Source organism: Streptomyces sp. NPDC127117 (assembly GCF_042677325.1).
Classification (GTDB): Bacteria; Actinomycetota; Actinomycetes; order Streptomycetales; family Streptomycetaceae; genus Streptomyces.
The window spans coordinates 21,526-37,878 of sequence record NZ_JBHXTM010000054.1 but is presented as its reverse complement, the minus strand read 5'-3'; the positions used below and the strand labels follow the sequence as shown (position 1 = coordinate 37,878).

The window sequence follows — 16,353 nt, the reverse complement described above, 5'->3', positions numbered from 1 at the left end:
GTCAGTCCTCCGTCCGGAACCGTGCGGTGCCGCCGTCGGTCAGCGAGACCGTCAGCACTCCGTCACCGTCCAGCCGTACGTCGGCCACGGCGGGCCCGGCCGACGCCGCCTGGTACACCGAGGCGAAGGTGACCCGGTCCGACTGCGCGGTGAAGTCGACCCGGGTGCGCACGCGCTGCGGATCGTCGGCCGGACCCGGGCCCGGCCGGGAGACCGGACGCACGGTCGCGCCGGGGGTGTGGGTGTGCCAGCCGTGCAGGGTCTCGTCGCCGTACCAGGTGGTGCGGACCTCGCCCGATGCCTGGAGCTGGACGTCCAGCGCGACACCGGGACGCAGCTGCGCGGTGAGGCGCCGCTCGTCCTCGGCACACACCGTCAGCAGATCGACCAGATAGCTGTCACCGAGCACCACCCGTCGCACCGCGCGCACCCCCTCGTACGCGGTCGTCACCTCGGCGGTGACGGACGAACCGTCCGAGCCGAGCAGCCGCCCGGTGCACTCGGCCTGTTCGCCGCCGTCCACCCGGAACGCCGGATGGGCCTCCGTCGACGCGTACAGATCCCGGAACTCGGCGTGTGCGTAGGGCACTTGACCGGGATCGGGCTGCCACGGAGTGGTGTCGCCGTACAGATACAGCGACAACTTGTCGCGATGACCGTGCGAGCCGCCGTGCGGACCGAAGTCCACCAGTGCGTGGACGCCCGCATGGTGCAGCACCGCGTACCCGGCGGTCGGGAACACCGTCACCGGACCGGGCGCCGGCCGCTGCGGCAGCGGCGGTCCGGCGAACCAGCCGTCCAGCTCGCGGTCGAGCCCGTCGTCCTGCGTGCCGAGCTCGGCACGGGCCCGCCCGGCCACCGATTCCAGTGCCGGAGACGGCACCAACTGCTGTGCCAGGGCTACGAGTTCGAGCCACTCCAGGGCGAGCGGGTGGCGCAGACACGGGCCGTCGTGCAGCGCCGGCAGGATACCGCCCGGCGTGGCGATCGCCGCCAGCACATCCGTCATCCCGGCCAGCACACCCACCACGTCGGACGGCACGGCGTTGGGGTCGGTGCCCCGCAGCGCCAGCAGCGCCGCCCGCAGCACGAACCCGTGGTAGTAGGTACTGCCTTCCCACTCCCAGCCGTCGTCGGCGACCGCGACGCGCAGATGCGCGTACAGCCCGTGCTCGCCCTCCAGCCACCGCCCGGCGCCGTCCCACTCCTGGCCACGGGCCGCCGCCGCACCCCGGCTCGCCGCCACACCGGCCGCGTTGAGCCACGCGGTGTAGTTGGAGGCGAGATGGCCCTGACCGGTGAGCACGTCCCGGGCGTCGAGAGCGGCCTGCTCCAACGCGTCCAGCAGCGGCAGCACCGGCGCCAGGTCCTCGGTCGACTGCTCGGCGAGAGTGATCACGGCGTGCCCGACATTCACCGCCCAGATGGCGTCGGTCAGCGCCTGGTGGAAGAGCCGGCCGCGCAGCATCCAGGACTGGGCCTCGCCGTGCCGCTCGGTGGCCAGCGAGGCGTACAGCCCCGCGTACTCCACCAGCCGGGACACGGACTCCGCGCGCTCCTTGCGGTGGGCGAGCACCCGCAGGTGCCGCGCCCACGCCTGGTGCGAGAGCACCAGCCAGGCGCCGCGCACCGCCTTGTCGTCCACCCGGCAGCCGTACGCGCAGCGCGCACCGTCCTCGGGGAACACCCCGGAGAGCAGATCACCGTGGTCGAGCTCCACGCCGTGCGCCGGGCAGACGTACGCGTGCCACCAGCCGCCCCGCTCCCGGGCGATCCGCCTCAACGCGGCCACACGCCACCGTCGATGTCCACCGTGGTGGCGGTGAGGAAGCCGGACGACGGCAGGGCCAGGTGGACGACCGCGGCGCCGACGTCCTCCGGAGTGCCGGCCCGGCCGACCGGGATACCGGCCTCCATCGCCTGCTGCGCCTCGGGGGCGGTGAACGTGTCGTGGAAGGCGGTGCCCTTGATGAAACCGGGCGCGACGGCGTTGACCGTGATTCCGGTGCCGCCGAGCTCCTTGGCCAGGCCCTTGGTGAAGCCGCGGACACCGGCCTTGGCCGCCGCATAGGCCACCGAGCCGGGGCCGCCGCCGTTGTGCGCGGCCAGCGAGGACATCGTGATGACGCGGCCGGCCGACGACTGCTTCAGGTGGGGGATGGCGGCGCGCACGGTGCGGAACGTGGACGTCAGATTGGTGGAGATGACCTGGTCGAAGTGGTCGTCGGACATCTCGGAGATGGTGGCCCGGCCGATCAGATGACCCGCGTTGCAGACCAGGACGTCCAGGCCGCCGAGGAAGCCGGTCGCCTCCTCGACGAGCCGGTCCACGTCGCCGGTCACCGTGACATCGGCCTTGAACGCCTTGGCCCGGCGGCCCAGCGCCTCGATCGCGGAGACCGTCTTCGCGGCCTCGTCGGCGGAGGAGTTGTAGTGGACGGCGACGTCCGCGCCGGCCTCGGCGAGCGCGACGGCGATGGCGCGGCCGATGCCGTGGCCCGCCCCTGTCACCAGTGCGCGGGAGCCGTTGAGATCAGCAGACATGGAGTAAGTACCTTTCGAGGAAGTACCGTTGGGGCCCGAGCCGGTCACCGGGGACCGGAACCGGTCACTTGAGACCGGCGGTCGCGAAGCCCTGCACGAAGTAGCGCTGGCCGATGAGGAAGAGAATGACCATGGGCAGGGTGGCCAGCGTGGTGCCGGCCATCAGGAAGTGCCACTGGGGACCGTTCTCCGTCTTGAAGACGGAGAGCCCCACCTGGATCACCCGCAGGCTGTCCGTGCGGGTCACCAGCAGCGGCCAGAGGAAGTTGTTCCACGACGACTCGAAGGTCAGCAGCGCCACGGTGGTGAGCGCGGGCTTGACCTGCGGCGTCATGATCCGGGCGTAGATCCGGAACTCGCCCAGACCGTCGAGCCTGGCCGCCTCCTCCAGCTCCACCGGAAGGTCCAGATAGAACTGCCGGAAGAGGAAGACCGCGAACGGGGTGACGGCGCCGGGAATGATCAGCGCCCACCAGGAGTCCAGCCAGCCGCTGCCGCCCTGGCCGAAGATGTCGTTCCCGCCGGCCAGCGGCATGAAGCGGACGATCAGGAACTCCGGCAGCACCTTGGTGTACGTGGGGATCATCAGCGCGGCGATGAAGAGGTAGAAGATGACCTCGCTGCCCCGGAATTTGATCCGCGCCAGCGAGTACCCGGCCATCGACGCCACGACCACATTGATCAGGGTGTGACTGAACGCGATGATGAAGCTGTTGCGTGCGTACGTCGCGAACGGCGCCGCCTTCAGCGCATCGACATAGTTCCCGAACTCCCAGTGCTCCGGCAGTAGTCCGGCGTCCTGGGAGGCGATCTCCACCGGGGTCTTGAGCGAGGTGAGCACCATCCAGACGAACGGCACCACCATCAGCAGCGAGACGACGGTGAGGGTCACGTAGAGCGCGATCCGGCCGACGGTGAGCGGCTTGCCGCTCTTCCCCGCCCGGGACTTCGTCGCGATCCCCGTCCCGGTCAGCTCAGTTGTGGCCACGGGTGCCTCCCATGATCCGCCGGTTGACCAGGGTGAAGCCCATCAGCAGCACGAACAGCACCAGTGACTGGGCGCAGGCGTAGCCCACGCGGAACTCCCGGAAGGCGGACTTGTAGATCTCGTACGTCATCATCGTGGTGCTGTTGGCGGGACCGCCGTCGGTCAGGATGTAGATCTGGTCGAAGGACTGGAACGCGCTGATCATCGACGTGATGAGGACGAAGAACGTCGCGGGCTTCAGCAGCGGCAGTGTGATCGAGAAGAACTGCCGGACCTTCGATGCACCGTCCACCGAAGCCGCCTCGTACAGCTCCTTCGGCAGGGACTGGAGTGCGGCGAGGTAGATGAGCATCTTCATGCCGATGCCCTGCCAGATGCCGACCAGGATCACCGAGGGCATCGCCCACGAGGTCGAGGCGAGCCAGGCCGGTCCGTCGATCCCGAGGAACGACAGGAGTGTGTTCAGCAGCCCGTTGCCCGGGTTGTAGATCCACAGCCAGACCAGTGCGATCGCCACGGTCGCCGTCACCTGCGGCAGGAAGACCGCGGTACGGAAGATGCCCCTGGCCTTCAGACCGGTGTGCAGCGCCAGGGCGACGAGCAGCCCCAGCAGCATGCCGAACGGCACGGTGAAGAAGGTGTAGATGACGGTGTTGACGATGGACTTGCGGAAGACCGCGTCGCCCATCATCTCGCTGAAGTTGTCCAGACCCACGAACTGCGGCGCCGTCAGCACGTCGTACTTCGTGAAGGCCAGGACCACCGATGCGACGACCGGCAGGCCGATCCAGAGCGAGGCATGCAGCAGCGCGGGCGCCACCATCAGCATGCCGGCGCGTTGCCTGCGGCGCCCCGGCCCCGTCGGTGCCCGGCCGGTGCGCTTCTTCGCGACCGTGCGTCCGTCCGGGGCGGAGGGCGGCGCGGGGCGCGCCTTCAATACGGATGTCGCTCCCACAGTGACGGGTCCTTACATCCGGCCGATCGCGGCCTCGGCGAGCCGGCCGAGTTCCGCGATGGCGTCCTTCGCGGACTGGTTGCCCACGATCGCGGGCTCCAGCGTGGGCTTGATCTTTTCGCGGATCTCCATCCAGGCGGCGGTGCCGCCCTCGGAGCACGCGTCGCCCATGCTCTGCAGGGAGAGATCGACGAACTTGTTCTCCTTCACGTACGAGGTGTCGCTGAGGTCCTTCAGACCTGGCACCGAACCACGCTGCTTGGCCGCGCCGAGGATCGACTCGGGCGTGGCGAGGTACTCGACGAGCGCACGGGCCGCCGCGGGGTGCTTGGAACTGGCGGACTGGGTGACGAGCGTGCCGCCCTGGAGCATCGCCGGCCTGCGGTTGGCGAGGACGAACGCTCCGAGCTTGTCGTCCTTGATCAGGTCCGGCGTCTGCTGCCCGGCCTGCCTCCACAGCGCGCTGGACGTCATCATCATCGACGCCTTGCCGGTCTGTACGTTGGTCGGGGCGCCGAGTTCCGTCTTCTTGGCGTAGTCGGCGGAACCGTCCTTGACGAGGTCCTTGAAGAACTGCAGCGCCTCGACCCCGCGGGCGTCGGTGAACAGCACCTTCTTGCCGTCGGCGCTGAACAGCTGGCCGCCGTTGGCGAAGAGGAAGGTCTCCCAGCACTGGCGCAGTTCGATGGAGAACGGGTCGAATCCGACCCGGCCGTCCTTGGTGAGCTGCTTGGCCACGGCGCGCAGCTCGGCCCAGTTGGCCGGGGTCTTCTTGATGCCGGCCTCGGCGAAGTGGTCCTTGCGGTAGACGACGATGCGGGTGTCGAGGACGACCGGCAGCGCGTACAGCTTGCCGTCGTACCGGGACGGCTCCAGCACCCGCTTCTCGTAGTCGTGCGCGGCGGCGAACTTCTCCGGCAGCTCGGCGATCGCCTTCTTGGCCGCGAACGGCGGTATCCAGCCCACGCCCATCATCAGCACGTCGGGCAGCAGACCGCCCGCGAGACCGGTGGTGATCTTCTCGTTGAGCTGGGCGTACGTGGTGTAGTCCACGTTCACCTTGACGTCCGGATACTTCTTCCGGAAGCCGCCGAGTATCTCCTTCTCCAACAGCGTCTTGCCGTCGGCACCTTCGTAGATCGGGGTGAGTAGGGTGATCTCACCTTCGGCGGGACCGTCGGCGGAGCCTGTCGCCGAAGTGCCGGTTCCGCACCCGCTGAGCGCGGCGGCAGCGGTACCGGCGCCGATGGCGGCAAGCAGCGACCGTCTTTTGAGTTGCATGGAACACCCCTTTTGAGGTGGAGGCTGTGGATCGAACCAGCGATGAGACCCAGCCATGGCTGGGAAGTGCTGGTAAATCGATGCACTGATGCTAGGAACGCCGTGAGAGCGACGTCAACAGCTGATGCACATGAATTTTCGGGGATGTTAACGGGTGTACCGGTAAACGAAGTTCAGTAAATCGATACACTGGTATGGTCTAGCGAGTTCCGAACCGGAGGTGGCATGAGCGGGGTAACGATCCATCAGGTCGCGGAGGCTGCGGGGGTCTCCGCGAGCACGGTCTCCAACGTCCTCAATGGACGGACGGACCGTATGCAGGCGGCCACGCTGGCGCGCGTGGAGCAGGTGATCGAGCAGCTCAGCTACCGGCCCAACCGAGCCGCCCGGATGCTGCGCACCGGCCGTATCAAGGTCATCGGCCTCATCGTGCCGTCGGTCGCCAACCCCTTCTGGGGAGCGCTCGCCCGCGAGCTGGAGGCCATCGCGCTCGCCGAGGGGTACCACGTACTGCTCTGCAACAGCGAGCGCGACGCGGCCCGGGAGCTCAAGTACGGCGAGGAGCTGCTCGCGGACGGGGTGAGCGGGGTGGTGCTCTGCTCCTCGCTGCCCTCGCTCGACCACATGACACCATTGCTGAGCCGAGGGCTGAAAATGGTCGCCTTCGACCGCACCGCGCAGGCCGGCGATCCGCCGTCGCTGGCCTCCATCAGCGTCGACAACGCGATGGGCGCCGAGATCGCCACCCGTCATCTGATCGAACTGGGCCACCGTCGGCTGGCGTTCGTCTCCGGCTCGGTCAACAGTGTCAACCGCCGCGAACGGCTGCGCGGTTTCCGGGCCGCCCTGGAGGCGGCCGGTCTCGACCCGGCCGACGCGATCGTCTGGCCCGGCGCGGATGCCACCGAGTTCGGTGACAAGGACGCGGCCGAACTGGGGCGAAACGCCGCCAGGGAGCTGCTCGGCGGCCCGCGCCCGCCCACCGCGTTCGTCGCCATCAACGACATGTGCGCGATCGGGATCTGCCGCGGTGCCAAGGATGCCGGGCGCAACGCCGGACAGGACGTCTCCGTGGTCGGCTTCGACGACATCCTCCTCGCCGACCTCTTCGAACCGCCGCTCACCACGGTCCGCCAGCCGCTGCCGGAGATGGCCGCGGAGACCTTCCAGCAGCTGCGGGCCCGGATCGACTCGGCCCCGGCGGCGGGCCGGTCGCTGCTCATCCGGCCGAGGCTGGTCGTACGGGAGTCGACGGCCCCGGCGCCGACCGGTGCTGCCCCGGTGATCCCCGCACCGGGCGGACCGGAGCAGCCGGTCGCGGGCCGGACGGCGTAGCAGGGGCTCATCCGGGCGGGTCAGGGATGGGCGAGTTCGAGTACGACGATGCCGGCGAGGACGGCCGCGCCGGCGGTGAGGCGCAGCCGCCCGAACCGTTCACGGAAGAGGAGCGTGGCGATCAGCGCCGCGATGAGGATGCTGGTTTCGCGCAGGGCCGCGATGGTCGCGAGGTCGCCGTGGGCCTGCGCCCAGATGACGAGGCCGTAGGCGGTCAGTGAGACGACGCCGCCGGCCAGGCCGATCCCGTAGACCGGCTTGAGCTGTGCGAACAGGGGGCGGCCGCGTCGGGCCAGTGCCAGCAGCGGCAGGACGGGGCCCTGGCACAGGAAGAGCCATGCGATGTAGCCGATCACGGTCTGGGAGCTGTGGATGCCCGTGCCGTCGACGACTGTGTAGGACGCGATGACCGCGCCGGTGGCCACCGCCGCGGCGAGTGCGGGGAGCTGGGCGCGTCCGGGCCACCCGTCCGCGAAGGCCAGACCGGCCAGACCTGCGGAAATCACCAGCACCCCCGCCATTTCGGCGGCCGCGAGCGGTTGGCCGAGCACGGTCACGGAGGCGACGGCCACGAGCAGCGGGGCGGTGCCACGGGCGATGGGGTACATCTGGCCGAAGTCCCCGAGCTGGTAGGCGCGCAGGAGGAAGAGCTGGGAGAGCACTTCCAGTGCGGCGGAAACCAGGATGAACGGCCAGGCTGCGGCTTCGGGTATCGGTGTGAAACAGACCAGGACCGCCGCGCAGCCGGTGTACGCGAGGTTGATGAGGGTGAAACCAACCAGTTTGTCGGTTATGTGGTGGGCCATTGCGTTCCACAGGGCATGCAGAACGGCGGCGGTGAGCACGGCTGCGGGCACGGCTGTACCCGCGGGAAGGAACGAGGGCATGGCGAAAGGGCTCCAGGCGGCAGCAGACTATCTGGAATGAGATTCCGCGCTACTCTAATCACATGGAACAAAATTCCGCCGACAAGTACCGGCTCGGCGCTCACGTACGGGCCAAGCTGCCGGAGCTCCGTGAGACCGAGGCCCGTGTCGCGCAGGTGATCCTCGACCAGGGGGCCGACCTCGTCGGGCTCAGCGTCAGCGACGTCGCCGCCCTGGCCGGCACGGCGCCGTCATCGGTCGTCCGTGCCTGCCAGCGCCTCGGCTTCCGTGGCTACCAGGAACTGAAGATCGCGGCAGCGCGCCAGAGCCCCACCCGCGCACCGGAGCCGGATCCCAACGGCGACCCGGCAGCCCGCGCCCTGGCCGACACGATCCATGCCTCCCGTGAAGCCCTCGACGACCTCGCCACCACGCTGACCGCCGACCGGCTGCTCGCCGCGGCCGCCGCGCTGGACGCCGCGCCCCGCATCGTGGTCGCGGCGGCCGGCCTCTCCGCCGCCGTGGCCGCCGACGCCGCCTACCGACTGCGTGCCCTCGGGTGCGTCGTCGACGCCCCTGCGGACCCCCTCACCGCCCAGCTCGCCGCCGCCCAACTGCCCTCGGGTGCGGTCTGCCTGGCCATCAGCCACACCGGCGCCACCCGCAGTACCGTCGACACCGCTCGCCGTGCCCGCCGCGCTGGCGCCGAGGTCATCGGCCTCACCAGCTACGCGCAGTCGCCCCTGAGCGAGACCTGCACGCACACTCTCGTCGCCGGGGGGCAGGACCTCGTCTTCGGGCTGGAGACCACGGCCAGCCGGATCGCCCACCTCGTCACGGTCGACGCGCTCACCCAGACCCTCCTCGGCCTTCGCGCGACCACGGCGGAACAGACCCTCCGGCTCTCCGCCGACGTCACCGCCGACCACACCTACTGACCCGGCCGGGCGGCTGCGGGTGTCTCATGTCGAATGCGTTACATATTCGCCTGGAGGTCGGCACTCTGAAACGAACCCTCGGTGCGAGGTGCGATACGAGGGTCGCGTAAGGAGGCGGGTAATCCACCGATAATGGCCCGTTTCGTCATCGTGGTCGACTGTTATCGACCTGTTACGGGCATTACGGTGTGGCCAAAATGGACCCTACGTGTAACGTGCGGGCATCCGGTCGGCGGTTGAACCAGCCGCACGGCAGTTCCGCGAGAGGGGTCCGTCTTGCCTACCCGCCCAGCCCGCCGCGCAGTAGCGGCCACCGCACTGCTGATCGCATCGTCCACGGCGTTGTCCGCATGCGGAAAAGATGGCGCCGTCGATGACGCCGCCGCTCCCACCGGTGATGTCACCGTCGCGGGTGTGCACGTCACTCGCGACGCGAAACTCCACGCTTCTCTGCCCTCGGCCATCAGGTCCAGCGGTACGGTCCGGGTGGCGACCGACGTACCGTATGCGCCTTTCATCATGTTCAAGACCGAGGGGCGGCCCGAGCTCACCGGGCTCGATCACGACCTCGGCCAGGCGCTCGGCGCCAAGCTGGGGGTGCGATTCGCCTTCGCGGCCCAGAAGTTCGACGGCATCGTGCCCGCCCTCCAGGCCGGCAAGTTCGACGCGGTCATGTCGGCCATGACCGACACCAAGGAGCGCCAGCGTGTCCTGGACTTCGTGGACTACTCCGTATCGGGCTCGGGGATCCTCGTGGTCAAGGGGAATCCGGACCGGATCGCACGGCTCGGCGATCTCTGCGGCAAGAAGGTCGGTACCCAGGCGGCGAGCCACCAGCTGGAAGTGCTGAAGGCGCATCAGTCCAAGTGTGCCGAAGCGGGTAGGGGTGCCGTCTCCATCCAGACGTTCCCGAAGGATTCCGACGCCCAACTCGCCCTGCGCGCGGGGAAGGTGGTCGCCGATCTGGTGACGAAGCCCGGCGCCGGCTGGACGGCGAAGACCGCCGACGGCGGCCGTGCCTTCGAAGTCGTCGAAGACCCTGCCGCAGGCGGTGGCTACGAGGCGACACCCAACGGCATCGGTGTCAGCAAACAGCTTCCCGGGCTGACCGACGCGATCCAGAAGGCCCTGCAGGCACTCATCGACGACGGCACGCTCGGCAAGATCTGCGACAAATACGGCGCCGCCTCCATCGCCGTGAAGCACGCCACCAGGAACGCGGCGGTGTCCTGACATGGCCGCCCTCACACCCGCCGGGTCCGTACGCGGCGCCCAGGCCACCGCACCGGTCGCCGAGAAGAGTCTCACCGTCGTACCGATCCGTCACTGGGGCCGATGGCTGGCCGCCGCGGCAGCCCTCACCGCCCTCGTCGGCCTGACCGGCTCCCTCGCCGGGAACAAGAACCTGCACTGGGACATCGTCGGGCACTACGTCTTCGCCGGCCTCGTCTTCGACGGCCTGGCCACCACACTGTGGCTCACCGCGGCCGCCATGGCCGTCGGCCTCGGGCTGGGCGTTCTCGTGGCCGTGATGCGCCTGTCGTCCAACCCCGTGCTCCGGGTCCTGGCCAACGCGTTCGTATCGGTCTTCCGCGGCACCCCGCTCCTGGTCCAGATCATCTTCTGGGGATACGCGGGTGCCCTCTACAAACACATCCTGATCGGCATCCCGTTCACCCACATCACGTTCCTGGACATGGACACCAACACGGTGCTCACCCCCACCGTCGCCGCACTCCTGGCACTGGGACTGAACGAGGCCGCGTACGCGAGCGAGATCGTCCGCGCGGGTATCCAGTCCGTCGACACGGGACAGGCGGAGGCCGCCCAGTCGCTCGGCATGCGCCCGGCCCTGACCACCCGGCGCATCGTGCTGCCCCAGGCCATGCGGGTCATCATCCCTCCGCTGGGGAACGAGACGATCAACATGCTCAAGATGACCGCTCTGGTCTCGGTGATCTCCGCCCACGACCTGATGTCCAACATCCAGGACGTGTACGCCCAGAACTACCAGGTGATCCCCATGCTCGTGGTCGCCGGCATCTGGTACCTGATCCTCGTCACGGCACTGGGCCTGCCGCAGTCCTGGCTGGAGCGCCGCTACGGCCGTGGCACCTCACCCGCCACCCCTGCCGCCGGGCCGCTGCGACGCCTCGTCACGGGTGCCGCGCTCCGGATCTCCCGGACCGCCCCCGCCGCATCGACCGACATGAAGGGATGACTGTGGAAACGCCGATGGTGCACGCCGAGGGCGTGCGCAAACACTTCGGGAAGGTCTCCGTGCTCCGGGGCATCGACCTGACTGTCGAACGCGGGCGCGTCTGCTGCCTGCTGGGCCCCTCCGGCTCGGGGAAGTCCACGTTCCTGCGCTGCATCAACCATCTGGAGAAGATCGACGGAGGCAGCCTCTCCGTCGACGGTGCCCCGGTCGGCTACCGGCAGCAGGGCGACCGGCTGTACGAGCTGAAGGAACGCGAGATCGCCCGCGCCCGCCGCGACATCGGGATGGTGTTCCAGCGGTTCAATCTCTTCCCGCACCTGACAGCCCTGGAGAACGTCATGGAGGCGCCCGTGAAGGTCGCCGGCGTCACCAGGGCCGAGGCACGTTCCGACGCCCTGCGGCTGCTGGACCGGGTCGGCCTCGCCGACCGTGCCGAGCGCTATCCGGCCCAGTTGTCCGGCGGCCAGCAGCAACGTGTCGCGATCGCCAGAGCGCTCGCGATGAAGCCCAAACTGATGCTCTTCGACGAACCGACGTCGGCCCTGGACCCGGAACTGGTCGGGGAAGTGCTCGACGTGATGCGGCAGTTGGCCGCGGAGGGGATGACGATGGTCGTCGTCACGCACGAGATCGGATTCGCCCGGGAGGTCGCGGACACGGCCGTCTTCATGGACGGCGGTGTCGTGGTCGAGGCCGGTGACCCCCGGCAGGTACTCGGCGATCCCCGGCAGGAACGCACCCGCACCTTCCTGTCGAAGGTCCTGTGATGCCCGAAGCACGGCAGCTGGGCAGGGCGGCCCCGCTGCTGTCCGACGCCCTCGCCCTCCAGCCCCGTTACCTGGCGGACCTGGAACATCTGGTGTCCATCGACTCCGGCTCGTACAGCCCCGAAGGAGTCAACCGCATCGCGACCTGGACCGTGCAGCGCCTGACCGGCCTGGGGTTCGAGGTGGACCGGACGCCCGTCACGGTCCCGGGCCGGGACATGCGCTTCGGTGACCTGGTGGTGGGGCGGCTGCCCGGCCGGATCCCTGCCGAGCAGGGCGGACGGCGCATCCTCCTCGCCGGACACCTGGACACCGTCTTCGACGACGGGACGGCGGCGCGGCGCCCCTTCACCCGTGACGGCCCGCTGGCCCACGGCCCCGGAGTCAGCGACGACAAGGGCGGCCTGCTGGCCGGCCTCACCGCCGTGGAGATCCTGCTGCGGCGCGGACTGACGGACTTCGCGGAGATCGTCTTCCTGGCCACCCCCGACGAGGAGATCGGCTCCCCGGCCAGCCGCCGGGTGACCGCGGAGCTCGCCGGGGCCGTCGACTACGGGCTGGGCCTGGAGTGCGCCCGGGAGAACGGCGACCTCGTCATCGCCCGCAAGGGCGTGGCGGACTTCCTGATCACCGTCAGGGGACGGGCCGCACACGCCGGCATCGAACCGGAACGCGGAGCCAACGCCGCACTGGCAGCCGCTCAACTGCTCATCGCCTGCCAGGAGATGAACGGACGGTGGGGCGACGTCACGGTCAATGTGGGGATGATCCGGGCCGGCAGCCGTATCAACATCGTCTGCCCCGAGGCCGAGTTGCATGTGGAGGTACGCTCCTCGACCGAATCGGGCATCCAGCGTGCCAGGCAGGCCATCGTCGTGGCCGCCGCCCAGTTGTCCGTACCGGGCACCAGCGCCACCGTGCGGCAGACGGAAACATGCCCGGCCATGGAGGACACCCCGGCGGCCCGCGCCGTGTTCGCCCGCGCCCGGGAAGCCGGGGCGGAGCTGGGCCTCGACCTGGGGGCCGCTGCCACCGGTGGAGTAGGCGACGCCAACACCATCGCCGGAGCCGGGGTGCCGACGCTCGACGGCCTCGGCCCGGTCGGCGGCGGTGACCACAGCCCGGAGGAATGGCTGGACGTGACGACGGTCCCGCACCGGGTTGCCCTGCTCGCGGCACTGATCACGGCTCTCGGCTCCACGACGACAGCCGACCCGGATGCCCGGAGCGCGCCGGTCCGCGTAACCTGAACCTCTTCAGAAAGGTGGCGCCCGGCCCATGTCCTCACTCGCCGAAGAGATCCGGCAACGGTTCGGTGACCTCAGCCCCGCCGAGCGCAAGGTGGCCCGGGTGCTGCTCGCCGGCTACCCGTCGGCCGGTTTCGAGACGGTGGCCACGCTCGCCGAACGCGCCACGGTGAGCGCGCCCACGGTGATCCGATTCGTCAACCGGCTCGGCTACAAGGGGTTTCCCGACTTCCAGGCGGCGCTGCGGGGAGAACTGGAGGAACGCGGCGCCTCACCCCTGCAGCTCTACAGCACACGGGGATACGGAGCCGCGTCACCCGGCGCACCGGACGAGGAGGGGCGGGACACGGCGCACCCCGAGGGCGGACAGGACGTGTTCAGTTCCGAGGTCGCCCGCACGCTGCGGGAACTGCCACCCCACGACGTGCAGGCGGCGATCTCCCTGCTCTGCCACCCCAAGCGTCGCGTCATCCTGGCCGGCGGCCGGTTCACGCATCTGCTGGCGCAGTACCTGGGGCTGCACCTCATGCAGCTGCGCGGCGACGTGGTCATCCTGCCGGACCGCGACGTGGAGCGGACTGCCGTCCTGGCGGGTCTCGGACGACAGGACGTCCTCGTGGTCTTCGACTACCGGCGCTACGAACCGGACAAGATCGTCATCGCGGGGATGGCCGCGCAGTGCGGAAGCAAGGTCGTCCTGTTCACCGACGCCTGGCTCTCGCCGGTGACCAGCCTCGCCGACGTCGTCCTGCCCAGTCATGTCGCCGCGCCTTCGCCGTACGACAGCATGGTCCCGACGCTGGCCACCGTCGAGACGGTGCTCGCAGGGGTGATCGGGCAGCTCGGCGAGGAGGGGCGCAGCCATCTGGAGCACAGCGAGGACGTGTCCCGCCGGGCAGGTATCCAGCCGGACGACTCCGGGCCGGCCTGAGACGGCGGTTGCGCCTTTCAGCACACGCCCGCCCGCTCAGGCGCGATTGACGCGGTACACGTCCCGTACGCAGAGGTTGAGGATTGTGGTGGCCACGATGGCACCGGCACAGACCAGGAGTACGGTCCGGTCGGCCCAGGCATGTGCGGCGAGGGCGGTGACGAGGTAGCCGAGCGGGACGGCGATCCGCTCCCCGACACCGTTGAACGAGCTCATCCGGCCCAGTTCCTCCTGGGGCACCTGCTGTTGGAGCACGGTGTTCCACGACACGATGGCGACATCCAGCCCGACGCCCGCGAGCACGGTGGCGAGCAGCACCCACGGCAGGGCCAGACCGAGGCCGAGTGCCGCCGGTGGCAGACAGAGCCCGGCGCCGGTGATCACGGCGACGGCCAGCAGCCGGTACGGCTTCCAGCGCAGGCACACCACCGTCCCCGCCAGCAGCCCGAACGCGAACGCGCCCTGGACGAGCCCCCAGGAACGTGCCCCCGAATAGCGCTCGGCCGCGATCACGGGACCGAGCAGCTGAAACCCGGCCAGCCACGCGGCAACCACCACCGTTCCGGCGGCGGTGTACGTCCACAGCCAGGTGCGCGACCGGAATCCGGACCACCCCGCCCGCAGATCGGCCAGGGCGCTGCTCGTCGTGACCGGGGCGCTCAGCCGCAGGCCGAGCAGGAGCAGGGCCGCGACGAGAAAGCTGAGCGCGTCCCAGGACAGGGCCCAGGCCGGCCCGCCGACCGCGACGATCACCCCTCCGGCGACAGGGCCGAGCACCTTGACGGCATTGCTCGGAAGCCGGAGCAGCGCGTTGGCCCGTTGCAGATGCTCGGCCGCGACGATCTGCGCCACGGCGCCCGTCGCGGCCGGAGCCGTGAAGGCTGTGGCGATCCCGGAGACGAAGCCGCACCCGGCGATCGAAACGGTTGTCGCATGGCCGGTGGCCACGAGCGTCGCGAGCACGCCCTGCGCGGCCGCGGCCAGCAGGTTGCTGAGGAACAGGATCCGGCTGCGTGACAGACGGTCCGCGAGAACACCGCCCGCGACGGTGAAGACGATCGTGGGGACCGAATTGGCCGCCAGCACCACACCGAGCGACCCGGCTCCGCCGCCCTGGCCGATCACCGCGTAGGCGAGTGCGAGGGGCGCCATCGCGGAGCCGGTCGCCGAGACGAGAGTGGCGAGCGCGAACCGCCGGAAGGCCGGAACCCGCAAGGGCGTCGGACGGGCCGCGGGCGCCTCGACGGTGGACTCCATGATTCTCCTGTTGTGGGTGTCGCGGTGGTGGCTGCGGCCAGTGGAGCGGAGCCGCGCCGTCAGCTCACCGCCGGCGCTCCGTCCAGCTCCTCGCCGATCGCCGCCCGCAGCGCGTCGTGCCGCGGGCCGAGCGCGAAACGATCGTCGGTCCACCGGTCATGGGGATACAGCCAGACGGGCATGCGTACCAGATCGTCCGGCTCCCACTCGTAACGCGGCCACACATGCGCGTGCAGAAACCCGTCGGTGTTGCCGAGGATCTCCAGGTTCACCCTGCGGAACGCGGGGTCGGCACGGCGGCAGGCCCGCTCGACGGCCTCGCCGAGCCGGTCCATGTCGCGGAGGAAGGCCAGCCGTTCGGCTCGCGGGAGTTCCGAAAGGCGCTGTACGTGGGGCCGGTCGACCAGGAGCACCGAGTACCCGGGCAGGAACTGCACGTCCCCGATCACCGCGAATCCCGAACCCAGCCGGCGCAGCACGGTCGGGTTCTCGCCTCTCAGCGCACTGCCTATTCGGTCGTTCCGCCAGTTCGAAGTCACGGCAGGAACCTACCCCGGCCCGAACGACCCGTCTCCGTCAGAGACGTTGCTCGGCCAGATCCAGCCAGTGCTCCACATCGCCCGGTGCGAAGTGCCGGATGGCCCAGTCGGTCATCCGCAGACTCATATGGGCCCAGCAGGGGCGCAGGATGTCTTCGGGCAGTGCGTCCAGGATGTCGTCGAGGCGACGGACGACCCCCGGCGGCTGCTCCTGTGCGTGCATCCCGAAGCGCAGGGTGACCAGGTCGAAACGGCGGTCTCCCCGCCCGGCTCCGTCCCAGTCGATGACCCCGGTGACCGTGCCGTCGACGGCGAGCAGATTGCTGTGATGAAAGTCCTGGTGCACGACATCGTCCCCGGCCAGGCGGGGAGGGTGACCGGCGCCAATCGAACCGATCCGGCGCTCAAGGGCGGCGCGGGGGCGCCCGTGGCCGCGGCCCCCGGCCGGGTAGCCCGATGCCCGGGCCGCAGAGAGGACAAGACA

At 69.7% G+C, this 16,353-nt stretch carries 16 protein-coding genes; 7 read left to right on the top strand and 9 right to left on the bottom strand.

Going from position 1 to position 16,353, the window contains the following annotated elements; all coding sequences use genetic code 11:
• Position 1: 1 nt before the first annotated feature.
• From ACFVH0_RS33280 to ACFVH0_RS33260, 5 genes are all read right to left on the bottom strand, one after another.
• Positions 2–1,792 carry a heparinase II/III family protein gene (locus ACFVH0_RS33280; protein WP_385826351.1) on the bottom strand — a complete coding sequence of 597 codons (1,791 nt, stop codon included), beginning with the start codon at positions 1,790–1,792 and terminating at the stop codon, positions 2–4.
• Complete coding sequence (locus ACFVH0_RS33275) at positions 1,780–2,544, bottom strand: SDR family NAD(P)-dependent oxidoreductase (RefSeq protein ID WP_385826349.1); 765 nt, start codon at positions 2,542–2,544, stop codon at positions 1,780–1,782. The genes ACFVH0_RS33280 and ACFVH0_RS33275 overlap by 13 nt, the downstream gene beginning before the upstream one ends.
• A 64-nt stretch (positions 2,545–2,608) precedes the next feature.
• Positions 2,609–3,532 (bottom strand): carbohydrate ABC transporter permease, encoded by a 924-nt coding sequence (locus ACFVH0_RS33270; protein WP_385826348.1) that lies wholly within the window; start codon positions 3,530–3,532, stop codon positions 2,609–2,611.
• Positions 3,519–4,487: a carbohydrate ABC transporter permease gene (locus tag ACFVH0_RS33265; RefSeq protein WP_385826346.1), complete on the bottom strand. Its 969-nt coding sequence runs from the start codon at positions 4,485–4,487 to the stop codon at positions 3,519–3,521. Before ACFVH0_RS33265 ends, ACFVH0_RS33270 begins: the two co-directional genes overlap by 14 nt.
• 12 nt (positions 4,488–4,499) lie before the next feature.
• Positions 4,500–5,768, bottom strand: coding sequence for an ABC transporter substrate-binding protein (locus tag ACFVH0_RS33260; RefSeq protein ID WP_385826344.1), 1,269 nt, complete (start codon positions 5,766–5,768; stop codon positions 4,500–4,502).
• A gap of 225 nt (positions 5,769–5,993) precedes the next feature.
• On the opposite strand from ACFVH0_RS33260, the gene ACFVH0_RS33255 reads away from it, so the two are divergent.
• Positions 5,994–7,103 carry a LacI family DNA-binding transcriptional regulator gene (locus tag ACFVH0_RS33255; RefSeq protein WP_385826343.1) on the top strand — a complete coding sequence of 370 codons (1,110 nt, stop codon included), beginning with the start codon at positions 5,994–5,996 and terminating at the stop codon, positions 7,101–7,103.
• Positions 7,104–7,123: 20 nt separating this feature from the next.
• On the opposite strand, the gene ACFVH0_RS33250 is transcribed toward ACFVH0_RS33255, so the two are convergent.
• Complete coding sequence (locus ACFVH0_RS33250; RefSeq protein WP_385826341.1) at positions 7,124–7,990, bottom strand: EamA family transporter; 867 nt, start codon at positions 7,988–7,990, stop codon at positions 7,124–7,126.
• Positions 7,991–8,052: 62 nt separating this feature from the next.
• Here ACFVH0_RS33250 and ACFVH0_RS33245 point away from each other — a divergent pair, with 62 nt between their 5' ends.
• From ACFVH0_RS33245 to ACFVH0_RS33220, 6 genes are all read left to right on the top strand, one after another.
• The gene (locus ACFVH0_RS33245; protein WP_385826340.1) at positions 8,053–8,907 is read left to right on the top strand and encodes a MurR/RpiR family transcriptional regulator; all 855 of its coding nucleotides are present in this window, start codon (positions 8,053–8,055) and stop codon (positions 8,905–8,907) included.
• A 414-nt stretch (positions 8,908–9,321) separates the two neighbouring features.
• On the top strand, positions 9,322–10,140 hold the full coding sequence (locus ACFVH0_RS33240; RefSeq protein ID WP_385826338.1) for an ABC transporter substrate-binding protein: 819 nt from the start codon (positions 9,322–9,324) through the stop codon (positions 10,138–10,140).
• A 1-nt stretch (position 10,141) separates the two neighbouring features.
• Entirely contained in the window at positions 10,142–11,128 is a 987-nt protein-coding gene (locus ACFVH0_RS33235) for an amino acid ABC transporter permease (RefSeq protein ID WP_385826337.1), read from the top strand.
• Positions 11,125–11,895, top strand: a complete 771-nt coding sequence (locus ACFVH0_RS33230) for an amino acid ABC transporter ATP-binding protein (protein WP_385826335.1) — start codon at positions 11,125–11,127, stop codon at positions 11,893–11,895. Before ACFVH0_RS33235 ends, ACFVH0_RS33230 begins: the two co-directional genes overlap by 4 nt.
• Entirely contained in the window at positions 11,895–13,145 is a 1,251-nt protein-coding gene (locus ACFVH0_RS33225) for a M20/M25/M40 family metallo-hydrolase (RefSeq protein ID WP_385826334.1), read from the top strand. The genes ACFVH0_RS33230 and ACFVH0_RS33225 overlap by 1 nt, the downstream gene beginning before the upstream one ends.
• A 28-nt stretch (positions 13,146–13,173) precedes the next feature.
• On the top strand, positions 13,174–14,073 hold the full coding sequence (locus ACFVH0_RS33220; protein WP_385826332.1) for a MurR/RpiR family transcriptional regulator: 900 nt from the start codon (positions 13,174–13,176) through the stop codon (positions 14,071–14,073).
• Between the two features lie 36 nt (positions 14,074–14,109).
• Here the strand turns inward: ACFVH0_RS33220 and ACFVH0_RS33215 are convergent, their stop codons facing one another.
• Genes ACFVH0_RS33215 through ACFVH0_RS33205 form a run of 3 tightly spaced genes read right to left on the bottom strand, consistent with a single transcriptional unit; the run spans position 14,110 to position 16,215 of the window.
• On the bottom strand, positions 14,110–15,330 hold the full coding sequence (locus ACFVH0_RS33215) for an MFS transporter (RefSeq protein WP_385826331.1): 1,221 nt from the start codon (positions 15,328–15,330) through the stop codon (positions 14,110–14,112).
• 59 nt (positions 15,331–15,389) lie between these two features.
• Complete coding sequence (locus tag ACFVH0_RS33210; protein ID WP_385826329.1) at positions 15,390–15,869, bottom strand: HIT family protein; 480 nt, start codon at positions 15,867–15,869, stop codon at positions 15,390–15,392.
• Between the two features lie 37 nt (positions 15,870–15,906).
• A complete protein-coding gene (locus ACFVH0_RS33205) occupies positions 15,907–16,215 on the bottom strand; it encodes a phosphotransferase (RefSeq protein WP_385826328.1) in 309 nt (102 codons plus the stop codon).
• Between the last annotated feature and the right edge of the window lie 138 nt (positions 16,216–16,353).

Bases quoted from the DNA above. Each gene is read 5' to 3' on its own strand.
- ACFVH0_RS33275 (WP_385826349.1), bottom strand. From the start codon at position 2,544: ATGTCTGCTGATCTCAACGGCTCCCGCGCACTGGTGACAGGGGCGGGC.
- ACFVH0_RS33260 (WP_385826344.1), bottom strand. From the start codon at position 5,768: ATGCAACTCAAAAGACGGTCGCTGCTTGCCGCCATCGGCGCCGGTACC.
- ACFVH0_RS33255 (WP_385826343.1), top strand. From the start codon at position 5,994: ATGAGCGGGGTAACGATCCATCAGGTCGCGGAGGCTGCGGGGGTCTCC.
- ACFVH0_RS33250 (WP_385826341.1), bottom strand. From the start codon at position 7,990: ATGCCCTCGTTCCTTCCCGCGGGTACAGCCGTGCCCGCAGCCGTGCTC.
- ACFVH0_RS33245 (WP_385826340.1), top strand. From the start codon at position 8,053: ATGGAACAAAATTCCGCCGACAAGTACCGGCTCGGCGCTCACGTACGG.
- ACFVH0_RS33235 (WP_385826337.1), top strand. From the start codon at position 10,142: ATGGCCGCCCTCACACCCGCCGGGTCCGTACGCGGCGCCCAGGCCACC.
- ACFVH0_RS33230 (WP_385826335.1), top strand. From the start codon at position 11,125: ATGACTGTGGAAACGCCGATGGTGCACGCCGAGGGCGTGCGCAAACAC.
- ACFVH0_RS33225 (WP_385826334.1), top strand. From the start codon at position 11,895: ATGCCCGAAGCACGGCAGCTGGGCAGGGCGGCCCCGCTGCTGTCCGAC.
- ACFVH0_RS33220 (WP_385826332.1), top strand. From the start codon at position 13,174: ATGTCCTCACTCGCCGAAGAGATCCGGCAACGGTTCGGTGACCTCAGC.
- ACFVH0_RS33215 (WP_385826331.1), bottom strand. From the start codon at position 15,330: ATGGAGTCCACCGTCGAGGCGCCCGCGGCCCGTCCGACGCCCTTGCGG.